Here is a 20,722-nt window from a genome sequence, read left to right on the forward strand (position 1 = left end):
GCAAAAAGCGATAGAAAGAGGTCTGATGGCTCCGGATGCTGAATTAAGCGACCATGACATCATGCAATTCATTTTGCAGGCTGGTTTTAGTACCGCCGATAATGTAACTCAGATTTCTGGTCGCGGTGTGGGTATGGATGTTGTTGCTGCAGAAATCAAGCAGCTCGGCGGCTCTATGACCATTGAGTCTAAGCCTGGAGTCGGAACGCAGTTCACGGTACGCCTACCATTTACAGTGTCGGTTAACCGTGCGTTGATGGTGAACTTGGGTAAAGAAACCTATGCAATCCCGTTGAACACCATTGAAGGTATTGTGCGGGTTAGTCCTTTTGAGTTGGAACATTACTATAGTCAAGAGGATGCACGATTTGAATACGCCGGCGAGAGCTATGAGGTGCGATACCTAGGCGGTATGTTGTATGAAGAAATGCAGCCTCGCTTAGAAGGGCAGGTTATGCCTTTACCTGTTATCTTGGTACGCTCTGCGCAACATACGATGGCGCTTCAGGTTGATGGCCTAATGGGCAGCCGCGAGATCGTTGTGAAAAGTTTAGGTACGCAATTTGCGGCAGTACAGGGCCTATCTGGGGCTACCGTTATGGGTGATGGTAGCGTTGTCGTTATTCTCGATCCCCATGCTTTGGTACGTCGCGCTGTTGCGACTATCGGCCTGGCTGCCCCAACAAATGTACCGGCGCTAGAGGCCGAGCGAGTGACTAAAACAGTTATGGTAGTCGATGATTCGGTTACCGTTCGTAAGGTTACGACTCGGTTCCTTGAGCGTGAAGGCTTTAATGTTATTACCGCGAAAGATGGTCTAGACGCCCTGCAAGTACTACAAACGCGTACGCCCGATGTGATGCTGCTAGACATTGAAATGCCGCGTATGGATGGCTTTGAAGTAGCTAAAAATATGCGTACATCTGAAGAGTGGGCACATATACCGATTGTAATGATCACCTCCCGTACTGGTGATAAGCATCGTGAGCATGCACTGAGTATTGGGGTAAATCATTATCTTGGTAAGCCTTACCAAGAAGAATTGCTATTGGAGAGCATCAACGAGTTGTTAGAGGCCTAAATTAAATGGGAGGCCCATGCCTGAAGGTTGGCGTATTGGCAAACTCATCGGCACAGGTCGGTGAGTTTGTTCGCTTGATTCAAACCGCTGGACACCGTGCCAGCGTTTCATTGGACGCATCGCAATTACTACCAAATAGTTTGCCTGAGGCAGATGTTTGGTTGGCGACGTCTAACCAATGCGATACCGCTCGCCTGTTATTAGAGTCTTTGGACTCGACAGATACCCCGATTATTTACGAAGACGAAGGTCTTCTGATTGAAGGTGATGATGAGTTAGCTGCACTGACGCCGGCAGAGTTACGTGTAAAAAGAGCAAAGCGTTTAGCCAATAAATTACAACTGCTAGCGCATGGTCATATCCGCGATATCTCATCTGAAACCCGATCCCGAGCCAAGTATGTTTGGGTTTTAGCGGCATCCACGGGTGGCCCAAAAGCGATTGCTGAATTTTTAGATGAGATACCCGCGTCGTTGGCGGAGGTTGCCTTCCTTTATGTTCAGCACATTGATAGCGGTACTATGGAAACGCTTAAGCAAGTTGTTGAAAAGCACTCGGCATTTTGCGTTCGAGCTTTGGACGCGCCTTGTGTAATCCGTGAAAAAACAGTCTATTTAATTCCGCCTAATACGCAAATCGATTTATTGGATAGTGGTGTCATTACTCCATTGGACCAGCCTTGGAAGGGAGACTATTCGCCTTCAATCGACCAAGTGATCGCAAAAGTTGCACGTGTTTTTGCGCAACGTGGCGGCGCTATTATCTTTACCGGTATGGGAGACGACGGCGCTCGCAGTAGTAAATTATTGCATTATCGTGGTGGTAAAGTTTGGGTTCAAAGTGCCAATTCATGCGCGGTAGACTCTATGCCAGTGAGCGTGCAGGCTTTAGTGGATGTTTCAGTGGATGGCGCGCCGGCACAATTGGCGCAAAAGCTCGTTGCGCATTTTAAAGCGCTGCAAACAAAGGGCTCTGTGATTCCGACGTTATTTAATGACTAAGGAGAGCTTGACTGAGGTGTATTTTGTGAAAACACATAAAAGGTAATTCAAATGCAAGATCAAGACAGTACACAAGATGCTACGACGCCCGAAGAAGGTATGGCGTGTTTTGTTCTGCCGATACAGGGGGGGGCGTTATTAGTACCCAGTATCAGTATTGCGGAAATTGCCCCTGTGGCCCCAATTTTTCCTGACAACAGTGGTCCAGATTGGTTTTTGGGGCATTATAGTTGGCGTAATCGGCGAGTTCCGTTAATCAGCTTTGAGAAGTTAACGCGGGAGCAGGGTGGCGGTATTAACCCGAACGGTCGAATTGCGTTATTTAATAATACTGGAGAAAATTCTGAAGTTGGATTTCTTGCGATTCCGACACAAGGGATTCCAAGGGAAGTCATGGTCTTGCCTGAAGATATGGAGGATAGCCAAGGTAATGTTAGCCTGGGTGCTTTTGAAGTACTTTGTGTAAAGTTTGAAGATGAAGAAATGATTATCCCTAATTTAGGTGCATTGGAAGATGCTTATTTGTCCTATAAAGATAGGTTGCTTTAATTCTGTAATGCGATTGAAATTGTAGTGTCTAAGTTATTATTAATACGGTATATATTGTGTGTTTATGTATTTTGTTGTGCGCAGGTCGCATACGCGGGAGAGGTTAGTGTGGGTCCTTTAATTACCTTAGAGCATGGGCCTTATTTAATGGTGGTTGATGCCGATAATGGTGCACGTATTATCGAATTTTCCTTTAAGGGGAAAAATGCGTTGACGATCAAGGGTCCTCAAATAGGTTCTACTTTTTGGCCGAGTCCACAGCATTCTTGGGGCTGGCCGCCACCTCCTGTACTCGATAGTCAGCCTTATGAAGCGAGCGCCGTCGAAAATGGTTGGGTGCTAACAAGCCAAGTTTGCCCAGCGACAGGTTTGGTTTTGAGTAAAGTTATTCGCCATGCCGATAAGGGTTTTAGTGTTGAGTATCGGATGCATAACCCCGGTACTAAAAGCCTTGAATTCGCGCCCTGGGAAATTACCCGGGTGGATGGCGGCCTCACTTTTTACAAGGCCACTACGGCACCATTGGTGATTTCTTCTTTACCTGCGGTCGCGCTGGGGAATAGCTTTTGGTACGAATATAAGCCAGCTGGGTTTGATAACAATTTAAAACTGTTTGCGAATAACAGCGATGGTTGGCTAGCGAATGTTAATAATGGCTTGTTGCTAAAGAAGACCTTTCCCCGGATTGTTGAGGGTGATATTGCGTCTCAAGAAGCTGAAGTCGAGGTGTATGCACACGGAGACCCTAAAAACCCTTATATTGAAATAGAACAGCAAGGTCGATACGGTGAAATTGCTCCCGGTGAAACGGTCTCTTGGGTGGTGGGTTGGGAATTATCTGAGCTTCCTAAGGACTTAACCGCAAGTATTGGTAGCTCAGCGTTATTGGCGCTAGCTGAAAGCTTGTAGTTCATTATATTGAGATACAAAAAAAGGGGGGCTATAACAGCCCCCCTTTTTTTGTATCTTGCTTTTAATCGCGATTATCGGATATAGCGATTAATTGTGTTTTCGTAAAGTTCTTGCTGTCCGCTTGCTTGCTTGGGCTCGCCGAATGTATCACCTAGTTTAGCCAATGCTTCTAAGTTTAAATCACCGCGCTCGAAAGCCGCGCCGTCACCTTTATCGAAAGTGGCATAACGCTCGCTGCGAAGTGACTCAAGAGGCGACTCTTGTAATAACTTGTCAGCAATAAGGAGTGCTCTAGCCATAATATCCATGCCACCGATGTGACCGTAGAATAAATCAGCAGAATCTGTTGAGTTACGTCGTGCTTTAGCATCAAAATTAATGCCGCCGCCTTGAAGGCCTCCTGCACGTAAAATGACTAACATCAATTCAACGGTTTCATTGATGTTGTAAGGGAATTGGTCGGTATCCCATGCATTTTGGTAGTCACCACGGTTAGCATCTATGCTGCCTAGCATACCTGCGTCGGCGGCAACTTGGAGTTCATGGTCCATGCTGTGCTGAGCCAGTGTGGCGTGGTTAGTTTCAATGTTCAGTTTGAAATCATTATCAAGGCCGTGCTGGCGCAAGAAGCCAATAACAGTAGCTGAGTCGAAATCATACTGATGCTTTGAAGGCTCCATTGGCTTAGGCTCAATGAAGAAAGTTCCTTTGAAGCCTTGTGAGCGCGCGTAATCACGAGCCATTGTTAAGAAGCGAGCCATGTGATCTTGTTCGCGTTTCATGTCTGTATTTAGCAGGCTCATGTAGCCTTCACGGCCACCCCAAAATACATAGTTTTCGCCATCGAGTGCAATGGTCGCGTCGATCGCATCTTTTAGTTGCGAGCCCGCGTAAGCCAAAACATCAAACGCAGGGTTGGTTGATGCGCCATTCATGTAGCGTGGGTTTGAAAATAAGTTAGCCGTGCCCCAAAGCAATTTCATGCCTGAAGCCGCCATTTTTTCTTTGGCGTATTCAGTGATAGTCACTACGCGCTCGCGGGTTTCAGCTCGGCTGCTGCCTTCTTCCACGAGATCAATATCGTGAAAGCAGTAATAGGGTGTACCAATTTTAGTGAAAAACTCGAAAGCAGCATCCATTTTAAGGCGTGCACGAGTATTGGCGTCAGGGCCTTGAAGCCAAGCGCGTTGTTGGGTTCCTGGGCCAAAGGGATCGCCACCGGTGCCACAAAATGTGTGCCAGTAACAGCTGGAAAAACGCAAAAACTCTTTCATGCTTTTGCCGCCTACGATGCGGTTTTCATCGTAGTATTTAAAGGCTAATGGGTTGTCTGAATCGGGACCTTCAAATTGAATTTTGTTAATTCCTTTGAAGTATTCAGTATCTCCGATGAGTACGCTCATAGTGTTTACCTTGTAAAAAAACAGCTTTCACTGTGTTATGAATAATGGGTGTGTAATAGGGTTAATGCGTTGGGTTTAACTGACTCTGCCAACGGGTATAAGCTTCCGAGTATTGTTCCATCGCATCTTTTTCTGGTTCTAAAATTTTCGCCCGTTCGATAGTTCGGAATGTTTCTGCTTCATTGCGGAAAAATCCATGTCCTAGTGCGGCGCCTCGTGCTGCCCCTTCGGCGCTATCGGTTGTTAATAACTCTAGGCTGCATTGCGTAGTGTTACAAAATGCATGCTGAAAAATAGGACTTAAGAAAAGGCTACTCGAAGGTGCACGAATCACTTTGCTGGCTCCGCCTAAACCTTCAATAACTTCAAAGCCCGCTTTTAACGCAAAAGCGATGCCTTCTTGAGTGGCTCGAACTACGTGGCCGAGTGAGTGCCGGTTGAAGTCGAGATTAACAAGGCCTCCACCAAGAATTTTATTGTTGAAAATACGCTCTGCACCATTACCAAAAGGCATGAAGTTGACGCCTTCGCTTCCTATGGCAATGGGAGAAGCGATATGGTTTAGCTTTTCATAGCTAAGGCTTTCACCTGAAGCACTCAATAATTCTCGCAGCCAGCTAAGTGAGCGCCCAGCACCATTGACACAGGCTAGGATACCATTGCGTGGAGAGGCGGCTGTGTGGGTCACATGTTGAAAGGTGTTAACGCGGTGTTGGCGATCGCCAATAGCTTGGTCTGTTACGCTATAGATGACACCTGATGTACCTGCGGTAGCTGCTACCTCTCCAGGATTGAGTACGTTAAGACTAAAAGCATTATTCGGTTGGTCGCCACACCTGTAGCAAATAGGGGTGTTTACTGGTATCCCGAGTTCTTCTGCCGCGCTAGCCGAAACCGTAGCTTGCAGGCCTATCGCAGGAACAACCTCGGGGATTAATGCGCTGTCCATCCCCCATTTTTGCAATAGATTTTTTTCGGGTTGCTGTTCAGTGTGATTCCAAAGCATACCTTCGGAAAGCCCCGTGGCGGTTGTGGTGATCTCGCCGCTTAGCTTCATGGCAATATAGTCGCCGGGAAGCATTATCTTATGAATGTTTTCAAAGATTTCAGGTTGATTGAGTTGAACCCAGCGAAGCTTGGCAGCGGTGAAGTTTCCTGGCGAGTTTAACAACTGCTCGAAACAGTAATCTTCACCGAGTTGCTCTAAGCCTTCTTGCCCTAAAGTAATTGCGCGGCTATCACACCAGATGATGGCTGGGCGTAAAATGTTTTGATTTTTATCAACACAAACTAAACCGTGCATTTGATAGGTGATACCAATTGCACTAATTTGGCTAGGGTCTATGTCGTCTCTTGAGAATAGCTCCTGACATGCACTTTGTGTGTGCTGCCACCAAAGCTCAGGGGACTGCTCGGCCCAGCCCGCCTTGGGGCTACTGATTTCCATTTCTAGTTTAGGGAAGTGTGTTGCCGCAACCGTGCGGCCGGAGTCGCCATTAAAAACGGAGACTTTAGCGGAGGAACTACCTATATCGATACCGAGAAAATACATTTATACAGCAAGCCTTTGTTGTTTTTGATATTGATAACCGAGAGCGTCGAGTAAAACTGGCGAAATTCAAAAAGCGGAGTTGAATACCCGATCGGCTTAATAAAACATCCAAAAAATAAACTGACAGCAAAGGGTTGATGCTAGCCAGAGAGGTTAGTGGAAACGACCACTCTGTGGTTACAACCTTTTTCGCCGGAATGCCATGCTTTTTTAACCGCCCCTTTCAGGTTTCTTATAGTCAGGAAGCTATTAACTATCAATGACTTGTGCGAATGTTATTGCCTTTTTACAGTGATAAATTTTTAAATATTTTTGTATGCCCATGTAGCGCTCTATTGTGGGTAGTTATTGACACTATTTGGGCATTTTTTTGTTAAAAATGCTGTGTCGGTGACGATTTTAGGCGCTGATTTTCACGGTACTGGCTTGGCGTCAGTTGCTTTTTCTCTAGAAATTTTCGGTTAAAGTGTGAAATGTTTCCGTAGCCGCATGTTAGTGCTATATCAAGAATATCTTTATCGGATGAGCTGAGTAGGTGGCAAGCTTCAGCAATGCGAACTTCGTTAACAAATGAAACGAATGTGCGCCCAGTTTGTGTGCGAAAAAAGCGAGAGAAACTTTGTGGTGCCATGTTGACGAGCTTGGCGACATCGGGTTGCCGAATTTCTTCGTGAAAATGATTCTTAACGTGATTTATCGCGTTGGTCAGCCTGTCGACACCCTTAACAGATTTATCGACTTGGTAATCGCTACTGATTAGTAGCCGTTGCTCGCATTGCGTTAGCTTTTCACACAGAATTAATAGCTGGGCTATACGTGTCATGCCTTGGCTAGCACATACTGCTTCGAGTTGGTCGCGAATATCTTGGGTGTAATTCGTGAATTTAACGGCTTTACTCGAGGACTTAAACAGTGAATGAATCGCTTGTGCTTCAGGGATGTTGTAAAAGCTCTCACCTAAAAACAAAGGGTCGAACTGAACCACAAGCATTTCGTTGTTTACAGCCTCATCATCACTGATCCAGCAATGTGGAATGTTGGGCCCCACAAGCACTAAGTTACCGGGGTAAAAGCTTTCAATGTGGTCGCCAACAAACTGTTTTCCTCGACCCTTTAATATGAGTGAAAGTTCGTATTGCGGATGAAAGTGCCATGTGTGGTTGGACTGAAACGCAGGGCATGAAAATTGGAGAACCCTAATTGATTCTTGCTCGTTTAGTACAACATTTTCGAACGATGGTTTTCCCATAATTTTATTCAGTTTAGTCTAATTAATAGTATTTATTATATGCTCAAATAGCGTCCCATGTTCAAGCGACTTATCACTTTGCATAGCTTAAATGTTAACTCATCGCTAATAGTAAAACTGACTAATTCTTATCTTTTAGAGGGTCTTTGCATATTGCACTCCTTGCGGATAAAAAAGGGTTGGTTGAGTGTTAAATAAATATTATCGCTCATATTTAAAAATAGGTAGCTTGCGTCTCTTGTAATGGCAGTTACCTTTGAATTCTGTCATTTGACGCATTTTAATCGAGATGCCAAAGGTGAAATTGCTTTCATTTGTTATTTTTTTGCGGCTGGGCGCTCTCTGAATTAAGCGCAAAAATTACCCGGTAAAACGGTCGGAAAGCTGTTTTGAATCAATCACGGGGCTTAGAATATTTTTCCTTTGCATAATGTAGAAAGTAATATGCCTTTGGGGGGGATGATGTGTCTTGGGCTTTGCGTCTGCCGAAGGGCCATTCAGGCTAGCCTATAGTTGATATTTTAGTATTTGCCAGTTTTTTGAGAGTGATGGTAAGTACTATTTTTATCGAGTGAAGAGTGAAGAGATGAGGGCGCTGGATACCGGGCAGTGGTTGCGAAAAAAATGACTGCCTGTTTAAGCTGGTAGGTCTTAAATGTAATGGTCTGTATTATCTATCGGGCCATTTACCTATAAATAGGCTGTGTTAGCGCCGCTTTTGAGACGGCCTAATCATTATTCCATTGTGGAATATACGGCAGGTGAATAATTTGTCTGTCATGATAGGCACATTTCGGTGGAGAGAAGCACACTTGCGTAATATTTGTACGGTTGAATCACAGCATTTATAGTCATAACAACATGTGCCTATGGATGTCTGCTTTGACGATGACATACTGCAATAGTGAGCAATGCTCCTTAATAATAACGACAAAACAGAGCAAAAAAATTGTATGGATAATAACAATTCTAAAAGCGATGCCAACTTTCCTTTTATTATATTAATCAGTTGTATTGCCACAATCGGGGGTTTTCTATTTGGTTTTGATAGTGGTGTAATTAATGGCACTGTCGATGGATTAAGGACTGCGTTTAATTCAGACTCTATGGGTACGGGTTTTAATGTGGCATCTATGCTGCTGGGTTGTGCCGTGGGGGCTGCTTTAGCTGGCCGATTGGCCGATTTTTATGGTCGCCGCACGATGTTGATATTGGCCGCTATATTCTTCATGGTCTCGGCTTGGGGGTCTGGTGTTGCAGGCGGCTCCGTTGAATTTATTGTTTACCGGGTGCTGGGTGGCTTGGCTGTTGGGGCCGCTAGTGTTATGGCGCCAGCCTATATTAGTGAGGTGGCTCCAGCGGCTTACAGAGGTCGCCTAGCAACGATTCAGCAGGTTGCCATTATCTCGGGTTTAACTGCTGCCTTTTTAAGTAATTATTTATTAGCGGATATCTCTGGCTCAGCGTTAAGTCCTTTGTGGTTCGGGTTTGATACTTGGCGTTGGATGTTCTGGATTGAGCTTTTTCCTGCGGCTGTATTTTTAGGTGCTTTAATGTTGATTCCTGAAAGTCCACGCTTTTTGGTGAGTCGCCAGCAAAAAGATAAGGCGATGAAAGTCCTTAAAAAATTATACGGTGATCGTGAGGGTGAAATTAAGTATGCCGAAATTGACCAGTCTTTAGCGGGGGATCATCACCGTCCATCATTTAAAGATTTGATCGATGCTAAAACAGGGCGCCTACGTCGTTTGGTTTGGATTGGTATTGGTTTGGCGACTTTTCAGCAGTTGGTTGGTATTAATGTCGTTTTCTATTATGGCGCGGTACTTTGGCAGTCGGTTGGTTTTTCAGAGAATGATGCACTCTTAATTAATGTGGTTTCTGGCGCATTAAGCATAGGGGCGTGTGTGGCAGCTCTTTTATTAGTTGATAAAATCGGCCGAAAACCACTTTTGTGGATTGGTTCTGCCGGCATGGCTGTGACTCTAACTTTATGTACTATTGCGTTCGCTACGGCATCCTTTGATGATGGTGGTCAGTTGGCTTTGAGTGATTCAATGGGTACCTTAGCCTTAATCAGTGCCAACCTGTATGTGATCTTCTTTAACTTGTCTTGGGGGCCTGTGATGTGGGTGATGTTAGGGGAAATGTTCCCTAATCAAATTCGTGGTTCTGGCTTAGCGGTTGCCGGTCTATTTCAGTGGGGGTCAAATTTTGCAATAACGATGACTTTCCCAGTCTTATTGGCGGGTGTTGGGCTTGCGGGGGCGTATGGTTTTTATGCGCTTTGTGCGTTCATTTCGATTGCGTTTATTTTGAAGTATGTGCACGAAACCAAAGGCGTAGAGTTGGAAGATATGCAGGGTTAGAGCTTCTGAAATACCCAGCAATAAAAAAGGCGAGCTTAATAAGCTCGCCTTTTTTATTGCTGAAGACTTTAGGGCATTTTTCTAGGTATGTTTGCGTCTTATAAAAAACGGCCTAAGACTCGACTTAATAATTCACTTAAATGTCGTAAGAATAACGTGCCGCCATTGGATTGATAGCGTTCGGCATCTTCGTGGCCGACGGCAATAATGGCAATCGGTCGACTACCATGGCGAACAATGCTCATGGCAGCTGAACCCACATCTTGTTGATGCTCAAAGAGGGCATTAATTTCGGCTTGGCTAATGCCGCTAAACGCGGTTTTACTGCTCTTTAGTCGATCATTCAGCGTGGGGTGAAAGCTGTTTTCGGCCCAGAAGTGAGTTGTTGCTGAATTTAAGCGTTTGTCCAATACCCAGATAGCGGCGTGCTTCACTTTGAATTCTTGGTCGAGGCTATAGCTCAGTGCATCAAAAATATCACCGAGTTCCGAGCACTCGATAAGTGAAAGCGTGAGGCGTTGGCTGAGTTCAAATAAGCGATCATTCTCACGGGCATTGGCAAGCAGAACATTGAGCTTCTCGCGAATGTTGCTATTGCGTTCTCGGTAGGTATGTACTTGTTTCTCAATGAGTGAGATGGCGTTGCCTGAGGGGTGCGACAGTCTCAGGCTCAGCAAAAGTTCGATGTTTCTTTCAAAGAATTCAGGGTGTGCCGCTAAATAAGAGGCAACACTGTCGTCGCTAAGTTCGGGTGTGGTTTCTGGAGCTGTTAAATTGTTATTATCTTTGTCGCTCACGGTTATCCCCTTTATTAAATACGCACTTGTCCATGAAATACAGTAGCTGTTGGTCCTGTCATCATCACAGAGTGACCGGGTCCAGGCCAAGTGATGCTGAGTTGTCCGCCGGGAAGATTGACTGATACCGTTTCTTCCAGAAGGGATTGCAGCCTTCCTGCAACCACGGCGGCACAAGCGCCTGTTCCGCAAGCGAGTGTTTCACCTGAGCCGCGCTCGTAAACACGTAAATTTATTTCGCTGCGGCTAACAATACTCATAAAACCGGCATTCACCCGATTAGGAAACTGCGTATGCGACTCCACAAGCGGCCCTATAATATCTACCGGGAATGTCCTGGTATCATCAACAACGGTAACGGCGTGAGGATTCCCCATTGATACGGCGCCAATGCTAAGGCTTGTGAGCCCGGTTGCATTATCGTCTAGAGGAAGAGCGTAGGTACTGGACTCTGTGTTAGCCACAAAGGGAATATTGGCTGGGGCTAGTTCCGGTATGCCCATATCCACGGCGACGTTGTATTTATCGATAACGTTTAATATGAGTATGCCGGTTGCTGTTTCGGCGCGAATAATGTGTTTGCCGGTTAGCTTGCGTAGCCGAACAAACACGGCAAAACAGCGAGCGCCATTGCCACAGTTTTCAACTTCTGAGCCATCGGCATTAAATATGCGATATTTGAAGTCGGCGTCGGGCCGAGTCGGCGCTTCGATAATGAGTATTTGATCGCAGCCCACACCAAAATTGCGATCGGCGATTTTGCACGCTCGATCTGGCGTAATGTTAACTTGTTGGCTAATCGCATCGATCATGACAAAGTCATTGCCCAAGCCGTGCATTTTGGTGAAGCGAATTTTCATAGTGCCTCTTATTCTGCTGCAGGGAGTATGGCTTCAAGGGCGATGAGATCATCAATACTTTCACGCTTACGAATGACGTGAATTTTATCGCCATCAACCATGAGTTCGCAGGCGCGCGGGCGTGAATTGTAGTTGGAGCTCATGGTGAAGCCATATGCTCCGGATGATTTAATGGCGAGTAAATCACCTTGCTCTAACGCTAGCTCTCGGTCTTTGCCTAGGAAGTCACCGGTTTCGCACACGGGGCCCACGATATCCCATAATTGGCCAGCAGTATCACGTGGATTGACCGGCACGATTCCCTGCCATGCTTGATACAGTGCAGGGCGTATTAAGTCGTTCATTGCGGCATCGACAATCGCAAAATTTTTGTGTTCTGTAGGCTTAAGGTATTCAACTCGGGTCAGTAATACGCCAGCGTTAGCGGCAATTGAACGGCCGGGTTCAAACATTAATGTTATTTTGCGGTCGCCCAACTTGGCTTTAATTGCGCCAATGTAATCACTAACGGCTGGCGGTACTTCTTGGTCGTAGGTTACGCCAAGGCCGCCACCTAAATCGAGGTGATGGATTGTAATGCCGTTGTCGGCGAGCTTATCGACTAATTGCAATACGCGGTCTAAAGCATCTAGGAATGGCTGGGTCTCAGTGAGTTGGGATCCAATATGGCAGTCGACCCCCATAATGCGTAAGCCCGGTAGGCTGGATGCGCGTTGGTAAACTTCCACGGCATCATTAATGTCGATACCAAATTTATTTTCTTTGAGGCCTGTGGATATGTAAGGGTGGGTCTTGGCGTCTACGTCTGGATTCACGCGAATCGAAATAGAGGCGACTTTATTTTGTGAGCCCGCAACTTGTGAGAGGGTCTCTAGTTCATTGGCAGATTCGACATTAAAGCAGCCAACGCCGACTTCAAGTGCGCGCGCCATTTCGCTGGCTGTTTTTCCAACGCCGGAAAAAACCATTTTCGAAGGTTCTCCGCCAGCACGCAGTACGCGCTCAAGCTCGCCGACAGAAACAATATCAAAGCCGGCACCTAAGCGTGCCAGTACGTTTAAAACACCAATGTTCGAGTTGGCTTTTACGGCATAACAAATAGTGCCTGGCCAGTCACCTAAGGCGTTGGCGTAGTCTTGATAGGCCTGCGTTAAAGCGGCGCGGCTATAAACATAGGCGGGCGTACCAAATTGATTGGCAATGGCTTCAAGGCTCGCTTGTTCTAAATACAAGCTGTTATTTTGTAGTGATAATGGCATATAAAAACCTAATGAGAGTGAGTCTCTGGGAGTTGTAGCGTATTGGGCTGAGCTTGGGTGTCTTCGGTTTTGAGCGAATTCACTTCAGTGCGCTCGGGAGCAATAAGAGGCCCTTTGTGGCCGCAACCGTAAAGCGATAAAGCTAGCACGAAGCCAAGCGCGGTATAGCCGATACGTGGTGTGTTATAGCTTAGTTGTAATGTAGCGCATAGCGCGCCTTTAATGCATGCGCTAACCGTTGGCCGTAAAGCACGCATAGCCCAACTCCAGATCATTTTAAGTAAACGCTGGAGTATACGGGGGGGAGGCTAGGGGAACAATAGCCGCAGTGCTAGATCACAGTATCTACGCGGCGTTGCTGTATCTGTCGATCCAGAACGGTTTATTTTATAGCGCGTAAACGTTGAATGACTTGCTCGGCGGACTCGGGTTGTTCGGTATTGTCAGTCTTTTGGGTTGGGGGGCGCGTCGTTGTTTTTGTGGGCTGACTAACGCGAGCATTTAGCGTGGCAATGGAGTGTAGGGCGGTTCGAATGCCTTTATTTTGTGCGAGTTGAGACTGTGCTTGCTGCAGCTGACTTGTTGCATTGAGCGTGTCCAACTGCTGCTCTAGTCGAAAGAGGTTGTAACGATCATGGCTCAGCGTGCCTTTTAAGGCGTTTAACGAGCTTTCAATAAGGAATACTTGTTGGCGGTTATTGAACACATTGAGGTTAAGCTTGGCAATTTCGGTGGCTAACGTTAGTGCTTTTTGCGCTTCTTCTTGAACAAGCGCTGTTTGAGCATGCGATTCAATTTGTTGCGTTTGTTGCTCTAGCTCGTTCAGTGCGGCTTTGGCTGTAACGTAGTCGTTTTCCAGTGTTTTAAGCTGTTTTTCACTTTGATCAAACTGCTGTTTAACCGTGCAGTATTCACTGCGAACCAAGTCTTGCGCTTTGGCTTGTGCGTTAGCTTGTGCTTCTGCGCCGCCAGGGGTGCTGGCTAGCTGGGCAATTACGGTACTCCAAGTATTCATAGTGTGGACTCGGCATCTTCAGTTAAAAAGCCATCTTTCTTAACGTTGTCGTTTAAAAAATGGCTATAAGCATTAGCAGCTTGGATCACATTGACACCTAAAGTTTCAATTTCAAGGACAATATTCGCCAGTAGCGAACTCGTCGAAAGGGCGCCAAACACGGTGTAGTAGTCGTTGCCGTCCGAGAAGGTTTCTACGCCGACAGTCGATAAGGGAAAATATTTGTGTGTGCGCAATATGGCGGCATCAAAAGCGGCGGCGTCGTTAACATCGTTAACATCCCACAGTACGGCCTCGACTAGCATCTGCTGGCCTGCAATGGTCAGTAATAGTGGGAGGTCACCCAGCTCATGCAGGATGATTTCCAGCGTATTACCTTCGTTTAGAACCGTAAAAGTGGCTGACTCATCGGTGGCTAAATCGGTGGTGAGTAGTGCTTCGTAGAGCTTATCAATGGTCCAGCTTGGTGGGTTGTGCGATAGCATAGCGTCGCCCACCAGTTGGCAGGCACTGCCGAGCGTAGGGGGCTCGATGTGCAGGCGAAGCTCTTTTTCGACCAGCGATAACAGCTTTCCGTTTTCTGGAATAATCCAAGCTTCTTTTTTAACTAAACCTTGCTCGCGCAAACGCTTGCGAAACTCACGCTGATAATGAGCTGACGATTTGGGCGCCTTGCTAGCCTTAGCGTTTGGCTGGGTGTCGAGTGCTTTTTTTGTAGGCATAGGGCTTAGCTGTTTTATCGAGAGTCGAAGGTGGCGCGAAATTCAACGAGCACCAATTACATGTAAATATCGCTCATTATATCGACTTGAGCAAGGATTGCATGCCTCAGCGGTCTTGTAGTCTTGAATTATGGCTAGTCAATTAACTGACTTATATATCCGACAGGTGACTTATAACATTTTGAATCACTGATAATTGACGCACAGAATCTGCTTTTAGTCCTTAATACAATCTGAACCGCTCAGCAGTTCAGCTATTCAAGCTGTGCTAACCATAGCGGTTTGTTGGGTTGTTGAATGAAAAGTACGCCGGCAATGGAGCCGCCAATCATTAAATGTCAAAACACTATGCGCCTTAGTTTGTTACAACGCTTTTACCACAACGTCCTACTTCGCTTTTGCGCAAGGGCCTTACTGCGCCGGGCATCGGTAGGCGACACAGCGTCTTTGAGGTTCCAATGTAGGCGCGCTCAAGCTGGCGCTGCGTTAGTTGAAGTGTTGGCGGGCGTGAGTGTGTTGGGCACCGTGACTGCCGTAGCTCTTAACCACAACGAGGAAGCTGAGCAGCTTGCACTGCAATCTCACGCACAAGTTACAGCTTCGGCAATACACGGTGCGGTTGTTTTGCAGCAAGCTAAATGGGCGGTTAATCAGGGTCGCAATTTGAAATCTGGCCTAGTGTTCTCGTCGCAAGGAATTCCCATGGGAATAGACTTGAACCCCGAAGCGAGTCAGGCAGATTGCGAGCATCTATGGAGCGAGCTGGTCTCACTGCCAAAGCCGTTAGGTGATAGCCCTCGCTCTTGGTCTAGCGCGCCTCGTGGTCAACAATGCCGTTTCTCTTATCACTATAGGCAACTGCCCCCAGTACACATCGATTTCCATACGCAATCTGGCGCTGTCACCTACACACTATAATCCTCTTATATTTTGCTCTCATCTTTGCACCGGGACAGTCTTCAGCACAGTCTTTGCCCCAATTCGCTATTCGTGTCGTAAACTTAAACTGTTACTTTATTAACGACTGTATTGAATAGCTGCAAGAGGCGAGGGCATACCATGGCTGATTACCAGGCACCGATTACAGATTTATCTTTCTTACTAAAGCATATCGTTAAAGCTGACCAGCTATGGCCACAGCTGGGCATTGATGATGCTGATCCAGAAACCGCTAAGGCCATCTTGGATGAGGCGGCCAAGCTGTGCGAGCACGTTATTGCGCCGATGAACCGCGAGGCTGATGAGGAAGGGACGCATCTCGAGGCTGGAAAAGTCGTTGTACCCAAAGGCTTTAATGAGGCTTATACCGCTTATTGCGATGGTGGTTGGGGTGCGCTGGGTGGAGACCCTGAATACGGCGGAATGGGGATGCCCAAAACCTTGGTGGCATGTGTTGAAGAAATGTTACAAGGCGCCTGTATGGCATTTGGTTTAGCACCGATGTTAACGGCTGGCGCCTGCTTGGCTCTTAATGCACATGGCAGCACTCACTTAAAAGAACGCTTTTTACCCAAAATGTATTCGGGTGAATGGGCTGGTGCGATGGATCTCACCGAGCCCCATGCGGGTACCGATCTAGGGCTTATTCGCACTAAAGCGGTACCGCTAGAGGAGGAGCTATTGGGCGCGCCGGCTTATGTGGTAACGGGTACCAAGATATTTATTACCTGGGGCGAACACGATATGGCGGAAAATATCGTGCATCTCGTGTTGGCAAAACTGCCGGATGCGCCAGCAGGTTCAAAGGGAATATCGATGTTGTTGGTGCCGAAATTCTTACCGAATGATGATGGTTCTTTGGGTGAGCGCAACGCGGTTAGCTGCGGCGCTTTGGAAAAGAAAATGGGTATTAACGCATCCGCCACTTGTGTGATGAACTTTGAGGGAGCAAAAGGCTGGTTGGTGGGCGAACCCCACAAAGGGTTGGCCGCCATGTTCACTATGATGAATTACGAGCGGCTAACTGTTGGTATACAGGCGGTAGCTGCGGCAGAGGCGAGCTATCAAAGCGCGCGCGACTACGCACGAGATCGCTTACAGAGCCGAAGCTTGAGCGGCGCTAAATTTCCCGACGAAGCTGCAGACCCCATTATTGTTCATCCCGACGTGCGGCGTATGCTATTGCATATGCGTAGTTTTAATGAGGCTAGTCGAGCTTTTTATTTGTATGTTGCTAAATATTTGGATATTGCAAAATTCAGCCAAGATACCCAAGTTAAATCGAATGCCGAAGGTCGCATTGCTTTACTTACGCCTGTTGCGAAAGCCTTTATGAGCGACATGGCCTTATCGGCGGCAATCGAGGGGCAGCAAGTGTTCGGTGGTCATGGTTATATTCGTGAGTGGGGACAGGAGCAATATGTTCGTGACATTCGAATTACTCAAATATACGAGGGCACTAACGGTATTCAAGCGCTCGACTTACTTGGCCGCAAAGTCATTGCGAATAAATCGGTAGCGCTTAAAGACTATTGCCATGAAATAACAGTGTTTATTCAAAATGAATTGTCTGAAAAGTGGCGAGGCGAAGGTGAAACCTTGGTGGCCTGCACTGAAGTGATTTTGGCTATAGCTGAAGAGCTGGAGCAACGATCAATAAAAGGTGCAGATGTAATTGGCGCTAGCGCAGTCGATTTTTTACATGCTTTGGGGCTGGTCTCTTATGCTTACTTATGGCTTCAAATGGTGAATGCTGGCGATGAAGTTTTAAGTGATAGTGGTGGTTCAGGTGATGCTTTTAGTCCTGAATTTTTGGAGGCCAAAAACCACTTGTGCCAATACTTCTTTAATCGCGAGCTTCCTCGGTTCGATTTTTTGGCAGAAAAAATTCGTTCTAACAGCAGTGATGTTATGGGGATGCCTGCAAGCCATTTTTAAATAAAGTCTAAAAATATGGAATTTTTTGCAGGAACTTTTTTTTAAGATAAGGCTCTTTTTACTTCAGTAATGATACTTGGGTTTACGGGAGTGAATCCACTGATTAACGGAGAGCCTTATTTATGAAACTTGTCTTTGCGTCTGCTATTTTGGCGGTTGGTTTGTCGCTAGGTGGCCTATCAAATAGTGCATTTGCGTTGTGGCCTTCGGCCGATAGTGACGGTAATAACTTGCCCACATTGGCGCCGATGCTCGAAAAAATCAATCCTGCTGTCGTCAATATCGCAACCTATACTTCTCGCGAGAATGATAACCCTTTATTAAACGATCCTGCCTTTCGCCGTTTTTTTAACATCCCTAATCAACCCGAGCGTCGCGAGCGCAGTGCAGGCTCTGGGGTCATTATCGACGCGGCAAACGGTACCGTGATTACTAATCATCATGTGATTAAGGGCGCGGATGAAATTCATGTATCTTTAATCGACGGGCGTTCCTTTAAGGCTGAACTCATTGGCTCAGACCCTGAAGTTGATATTGCTGTGTTAAAAATCGATGCTGAAAAGTTGGTGGAAGTGAAGCGAGCAGATTCAGCCAAAATGCGTGTGGGTGATTTTGTTGTGGCAATTGGAAACCCTTTTGGCTTGGGGCAAACAGTCACCACGGGTATTGTCAGTGCGCTAGGTCGAACAGGCTTGGGTATTGAGGGTTACGAAGATTTTATTCAAACCGATGCCTCTATTAATCCGGGGAATTCAGGAGGGGCCTTGGTGAATTTAAGAGGCGAGCTCATCGGTATTAATACTGCCATTATTGCCCCCGGTGGCGGTAATGTGGGGATTGGTTTTGCGATTCCTGTTAATATGGCCAATGTTAGCGTAGAGCAAATTCTAAGTCACGGTGAAGTGCGGCGCGGCCAAATTGGTGTCGGTATTCAAGACGTAACTCAAGAATTACAAAAAGCTTTCGATTTAAAAAATGGCCAGCTCGGCGTGTTAGTGACGAATGTCAGTGAGGGCTCAGAGGCTGATAAAGCAGGGTTGTTACCGGGCGATGTGATTATTGCCGTGGACGGTAAAGATACGCTTAGTGCGAGCCAGTTGCGTAATCAAATCGGTATTCGTCGTATTGGTGATACGGTAAAAGTTAAAGTCATCCGTGAGGGTGATGATAAAGTCTTCAAGGTGAAAATCGGAGACCCTTCAACAATTTCCGGTAATGGCAAGGTCCATAAATTGTTTGAAGGCATTAGTCTTGAGCCAAACAAAGAGGGTGACGGTGTCATCATTACTCAAGTAGCTCGCGATAGTCATCTAGCGCGCTCGGGTTTGCGTCCAGGGGATGTCATTATCGGCGCCAACCGTATTCGCACCGATAACATGCAAGAGCTCGAAGCGGCGTTAGAGCGAAATAGCAAGCAAGCACTATTACACGTGCAGCGCGGTATGGGCACGTTTTACATTGTGATCCAGTAGCGATAGCTTGCCCCGCCCACATATTGTGTTTGCGGGGCGGTACAAAACAACGTGACTCAAAACCGCTCTAGGAAACTGGAGCGGTTTTTTTGTTTGGGTCATTTCGGTGTCTTTGCTTACGGCGAATGCCTCATAAAGCCTAGGCTTTCTCGAAGGTCAGGGCTATATCCGTGGTATTAATTTGTTGGGAGCAGTATTCACATGAGTCGTTAGGCTGATGTAGCCACCCATTTGTTTGAAACAGTGGGTGCATCGAGTGTTGAAGCTATAAGCAGTTGGCATCGCATGGTAGGATTCGAGAAATTTTATCAATCATTCGCATGTGAAACGATGAGGCTTCATGAAAACAACGATTAATTATCTTTCTCAAGGCAGTAATATTGCTGCAGATTTATATTTGCCGGCAAACCTTGAAAAACCACTCCCCCTTATAGTGATGTGCCACGGTTTCTGTGGCGTTAAAGGTTTATTGCTGCCCGGTTTTGCCGAACAATTCCAAAAGGCGGGTTTTGCTGTGATCGCTTTTGATTATCGCGGTTTTGGTGAAAGTGAAGGTGAAGAGGGGCGGTTGCAGCCAGCGTTGCAAATTGAAGATATCAAAGCGACCCTCGATTTTGCAGTACTGATGTCCATTGTGGATGCCAGCAAAATAGCACTATGGGGAACATCTTTTGGTGGCGCTAATGCGATTGTTGCTGCTACAGAAGATGCACGCGTAAAGTGCGTGGCCGTGCAAGTAACCTTTGGCGATGGTGAGCGTGTTATTACGGGTGAGCTTGGTGAAGAAGAAAAAGCAAAATTACTCGGCTCGCTTCAAAAAATGCAGGCGCGTAAAGCCGATAGTGGTAAAGAAATGTGGGTACCTATAGCTAAGGTTTTAAGTGATGAGCAATCTAAGGCTTTTTACAGCCGCTATGCCGAAGACTTTCCAGCGTTAAAAACGAAAATTCCGTTTTTAACGACTGCTGAAACATTGAACCATAAGCCCGAAAGCTACCTTGCCGACCTCAATGCGCCATTGCATATTACGGTTGCAGAGCAAGATGGTGTAAATCCACCGGCAGAGTCGTACGCTTTGTTCGATGCGGCTAAAGAGCCTAAACAGTTGTTGAGTATTGCAAATGCTACTCATTACGATGTTTATGAGGGCGAGTATTTGGAGCAAGTTGCGGCAGCTCAAATCGCTTGGTTTAAACAGCATTTGGGCGTGTAGCCTTAGGGGGGATTTACAAAATTGATTGGGTTGGCATTCTATAGCGCCAGCCCAATGCTTATCCGCGATAGCTATTGATTCCCCCTCTACCTGATCGACGCCCTTTATTATTCCCTTGCTATTAGCTGGTCTCCTGTTATTCCTAATTTATTAGCCTTATTTCTATTTTCATTGTTTTTCGCGATATCCTAATCATTAATCTTGCCGATAAAGGTGAGTTTAATAATTCGCTTAGTGTGCGCTGTTTCTCGAAAATTAATTTGGCAGGACTCTACTTTTTTTATTTTCATGGGTCATTAATTTTCGAAAAGTTAAGCGTTTATAAAGCTCGTCGTACATATGTACTATTGACACTCTTTAATTGAATGTAATGCTCATTGTGAGAGTGAAT

Annotated in this window: 18 protein-coding genes; 9 read left to right on the plus strand and 9 right to left on the minus strand. The window is 46.3% G+C overall.

The window, feature by feature from the left end; all coding sequences use genetic code 11:
- From AC3A8L_RS03185 to AC3A8L_RS03200, 4 genes are all read left to right on the plus strand, one after another.
- On the plus strand, window positions 1–1,081 hold a 1,081-nt coding region (locus AC3A8L_RS03185; protein ID WP_487960779.1), incomplete at its 5' end, for a hybrid sensor histidine kinase/response regulator.
- Window positions 1,082–1,116: 35 nt separating this feature from the next.
- Window positions 1,117–2,082: a chemotaxis protein CheB gene (locus AC3A8L_RS03190; RefSeq protein WP_487960780.1), complete on the plus strand. Its 966-nt coding sequence runs from the start codon at window positions 1,117–1,119 to the stop codon at window positions 2,080–2,082.
- Window positions 2,083–2,133: 51 nt separating this feature from the next.
- Entirely contained in the window at window positions 2,134–2,631 is a 498-nt protein-coding gene (locus tag AC3A8L_RS03195) for a chemotaxis protein CheW (RefSeq protein WP_487960781.1), read from the plus strand.
- Between the two features lie 108 nt (window positions 2,632–2,739).
- On the plus strand, window positions 2,740–3,540 hold the full coding sequence (locus tag AC3A8L_RS03200) for a DUF4380 domain-containing protein (RefSeq protein WP_487960782.1): 801 nt from the start codon (window positions 2,740–2,742) through the stop codon (window positions 3,538–3,540).
- A gap of 74 nt (window positions 3,541–3,614) precedes the next feature.
- Here the strand turns inward: AC3A8L_RS03200 and xylA are convergent, their stop codons facing one another.
- From xylA to AC3A8L_RS03215, 3 genes are all read right to left on the minus strand, one after another.
- Window positions 3,615–4,946, minus strand: coding sequence for a xylose isomerase (gene xylA / locus AC3A8L_RS03205; protein WP_487960783.1), 1,332 nt, complete (start codon window positions 4,944–4,946; stop codon window positions 3,615–3,617).
- A gap of 61 nt (window positions 4,947–5,007) precedes the next feature.
- Entirely contained in the window at window positions 5,008–6,498 is a 1,491-nt protein-coding gene (locus AC3A8L_RS03210; protein ID WP_487960784.1) for a xylulokinase, read from the minus strand.
- Between the two features lie 373 nt (window positions 6,499–6,871).
- Entirely contained in the window at window positions 6,872–7,747 is an 876-nt protein-coding gene (locus tag AC3A8L_RS03215) for a cupin domain-containing protein (RefSeq protein ID WP_487960785.1), read from the minus strand.
- A gap of 953 nt (window positions 7,748–8,700) precedes the next feature.
- On the opposite strand from AC3A8L_RS03215, the gene AC3A8L_RS03220 reads away from it, so the two are divergent.
- A complete protein-coding gene (locus AC3A8L_RS03220; RefSeq protein ID WP_487960786.1) occupies window positions 8,701–10,116 on the plus strand; it encodes a sugar porter family MFS transporter in 1,416 nt (471 codons plus the stop codon).
- 98 nt (window positions 10,117–10,214) lie between these two features.
- Here AC3A8L_RS03220 and AC3A8L_RS03225 read toward each other — a convergent pair whose 3' ends face one another.
- The 6 genes from AC3A8L_RS03225 to AC3A8L_RS03250 form a co-directional block, all read right to left on the minus strand.
- Window positions 10,215–10,913 carry a DUF484 family protein gene (locus tag AC3A8L_RS03225; protein ID WP_487960787.1) on the minus strand — a complete coding sequence of 233 codons (699 nt, stop codon included), beginning with the start codon at window positions 10,911–10,913 and terminating at the stop codon, window positions 10,215–10,217.
- Window positions 10,914–10,927: 14 nt separating this feature from the next.
- Entirely contained in the window at window positions 10,928–11,773 is an 846-nt protein-coding gene (dapF, locus tag AC3A8L_RS03230; protein WP_487960788.1) for a diaminopimelate epimerase, read from the minus strand.
- 8 nt (window positions 11,774–11,781) lie between these two features.
- Window positions 11,782–13,032: a diaminopimelate decarboxylase gene (gene lysA / locus AC3A8L_RS03235; protein ID WP_487960789.1), complete on the minus strand. Its 1,251-nt coding sequence runs from the start codon at window positions 13,030–13,032 to the stop codon at window positions 11,782–11,784.
- An 8-nt stretch (window positions 13,033–13,040) separates the two neighbouring features.
- Window positions 13,041–13,289 (minus strand): hypothetical protein, encoded by a 249-nt coding sequence (locus AC3A8L_RS03240; protein WP_487960790.1) that lies wholly within the window; start codon window positions 13,287–13,289, stop codon window positions 13,041–13,043.
- Between the two features lie 125 nt (window positions 13,290–13,414).
- Window positions 13,415–14,047: a hypothetical protein gene (locus AC3A8L_RS03245; RefSeq protein WP_487960791.1), complete on the minus strand. Its 633-nt coding sequence runs from the start codon at window positions 14,045–14,047 to the stop codon at window positions 13,415–13,417.
- A complete protein-coding gene (locus AC3A8L_RS03250) occupies window positions 14,044–14,769 on the minus strand; it encodes a YjfI family protein (protein WP_487960792.1) in 726 nt (241 codons plus the stop codon). The genes AC3A8L_RS03245 and AC3A8L_RS03250 overlap by 4 nt, the downstream gene beginning before the upstream one ends.
- Window positions 14,770–15,066: 297 nt before the next feature.
- Here AC3A8L_RS03250 and AC3A8L_RS03255 point away from each other — a divergent pair, with 297 nt between their 5' ends.
- From AC3A8L_RS03255 to AC3A8L_RS03270, 4 genes are all read left to right on the plus strand, one after another.
- Window positions 15,067–15,687, plus strand: coding sequence for a hypothetical protein (locus AC3A8L_RS03255; RefSeq protein WP_487960793.1), 621 nt, complete (start codon window positions 15,067–15,069; stop codon window positions 15,685–15,687).
- A 141-nt stretch (window positions 15,688–15,828) separates the two neighbouring features.
- A complete protein-coding gene (locus tag AC3A8L_RS03260) occupies window positions 15,829–17,646 on the plus strand; it encodes an acyl-CoA dehydrogenase family protein (RefSeq protein WP_487960794.1) in 1,818 nt (605 codons plus the stop codon).
- Window positions 17,647–17,768: 122 nt separating this feature from the next.
- The gene (locus tag AC3A8L_RS03265) at window positions 17,769–19,118 is read left to right on the plus strand and encodes a Do family serine endopeptidase (protein ID WP_487960795.1); all 1,350 of its coding nucleotides are present in this window, start codon (window positions 17,769–17,771) and stop codon (window positions 19,116–19,118) included.
- A 340-nt stretch (window positions 19,119–19,458) separates the two neighbouring features.
- Window positions 19,459–20,331, plus strand: coding sequence for an alpha/beta hydrolase (locus AC3A8L_RS03270; protein WP_487960796.1), 873 nt, complete (start codon window positions 19,459–19,461; stop codon window positions 20,329–20,331).
- Window positions 20,332–20,722 lie beyond the last annotated feature (391 nt).

The organism is Marinagarivorans sp., assembly GCF_982758155.1.

Bases quoted from the DNA above. Each gene is read 5' to 3' on its own strand.
- AC3A8L_RS03265 (WP_487960795.1), top strand. From the start codon at position 17,769: ATGAAACTTGTCTTTGCGTCTGCTATTTTGGCGGTTGGTTTGTCGCTA.
- AC3A8L_RS03270 (WP_487960796.1), top strand. From the start codon at position 19,459: ATGAAAACAACGATTAATTATCTTTCTCAAGGCAGTAATATTGCTGCA.
- AC3A8L_RS03250 (WP_487960792.1), bottom strand. From the start codon at position 14,769: ATGCCTACAAAAAAAGCACTCGACACCCAGCCAAACGCTAAGGCTAGC.
- AC3A8L_RS03210 (WP_487960784.1), bottom strand. From the start codon at position 6,498: ATGTATTTTCTCGGTATCGATATAGGTAGTTCCTCCGCTAAAGTCTCC.
- AC3A8L_RS03260 (WP_487960794.1), top strand. From the start codon at position 15,829: ATGGCTGATTACCAGGCACCGATTACAGATTTATCTTTCTTACTAAAG.
- AC3A8L_RS03255 (WP_487960793.1), top strand. From the start codon at position 15,067: ATGAAAAGTACGCCGGCAATGGAGCCGCCAATCATTAAATGTCAAAAC.
- xylA (WP_487960783.1), bottom strand. From the start codon at position 4,946: ATGAGCGTACTCATCGGAGATACTGAATACTTCAAAGGAATTAACAAA.
- AC3A8L_RS03195 (WP_487960781.1), top strand. From the start codon at position 2,134: ATGCAAGATCAAGACAGTACACAAGATGCTACGACGCCCGAAGAAGGT.
- dapF (WP_487960788.1), bottom strand. From the start codon at position 11,773: ATGAAAATTCGCTTCACCAAAATGCACGGCTTGGGCAATGACTTTGTC.
- AC3A8L_RS03215 (WP_487960785.1), bottom strand. From the start codon at position 7,747: ATGGGAAAACCATCGTTCGAAAATGTTGTACTAAACGAGCAAGAATCA.
- AC3A8L_RS03245 (WP_487960791.1), bottom strand. From the start codon at position 14,047: ATGAATACTTGGAGTACCGTAATTGCCCAGCTAGCCAGCACCCCTGGC.
- AC3A8L_RS03220 (WP_487960786.1), top strand. From the start codon at position 8,701: ATGGATAATAACAATTCTAAAAGCGATGCCAACTTTCCTTTTATTATA.
- lysA (WP_487960789.1), bottom strand. From the start codon at position 13,032: ATGCCATTATCACTACAAAATAACAGCTTGTATTTAGAACAAGCGAGC.
- AC3A8L_RS03240 (WP_487960790.1), bottom strand. From the start codon at position 13,289: ATGCGTGCTTTACGGCCAACGGTTAGCGCATGCATTAAAGGCGCGCTA.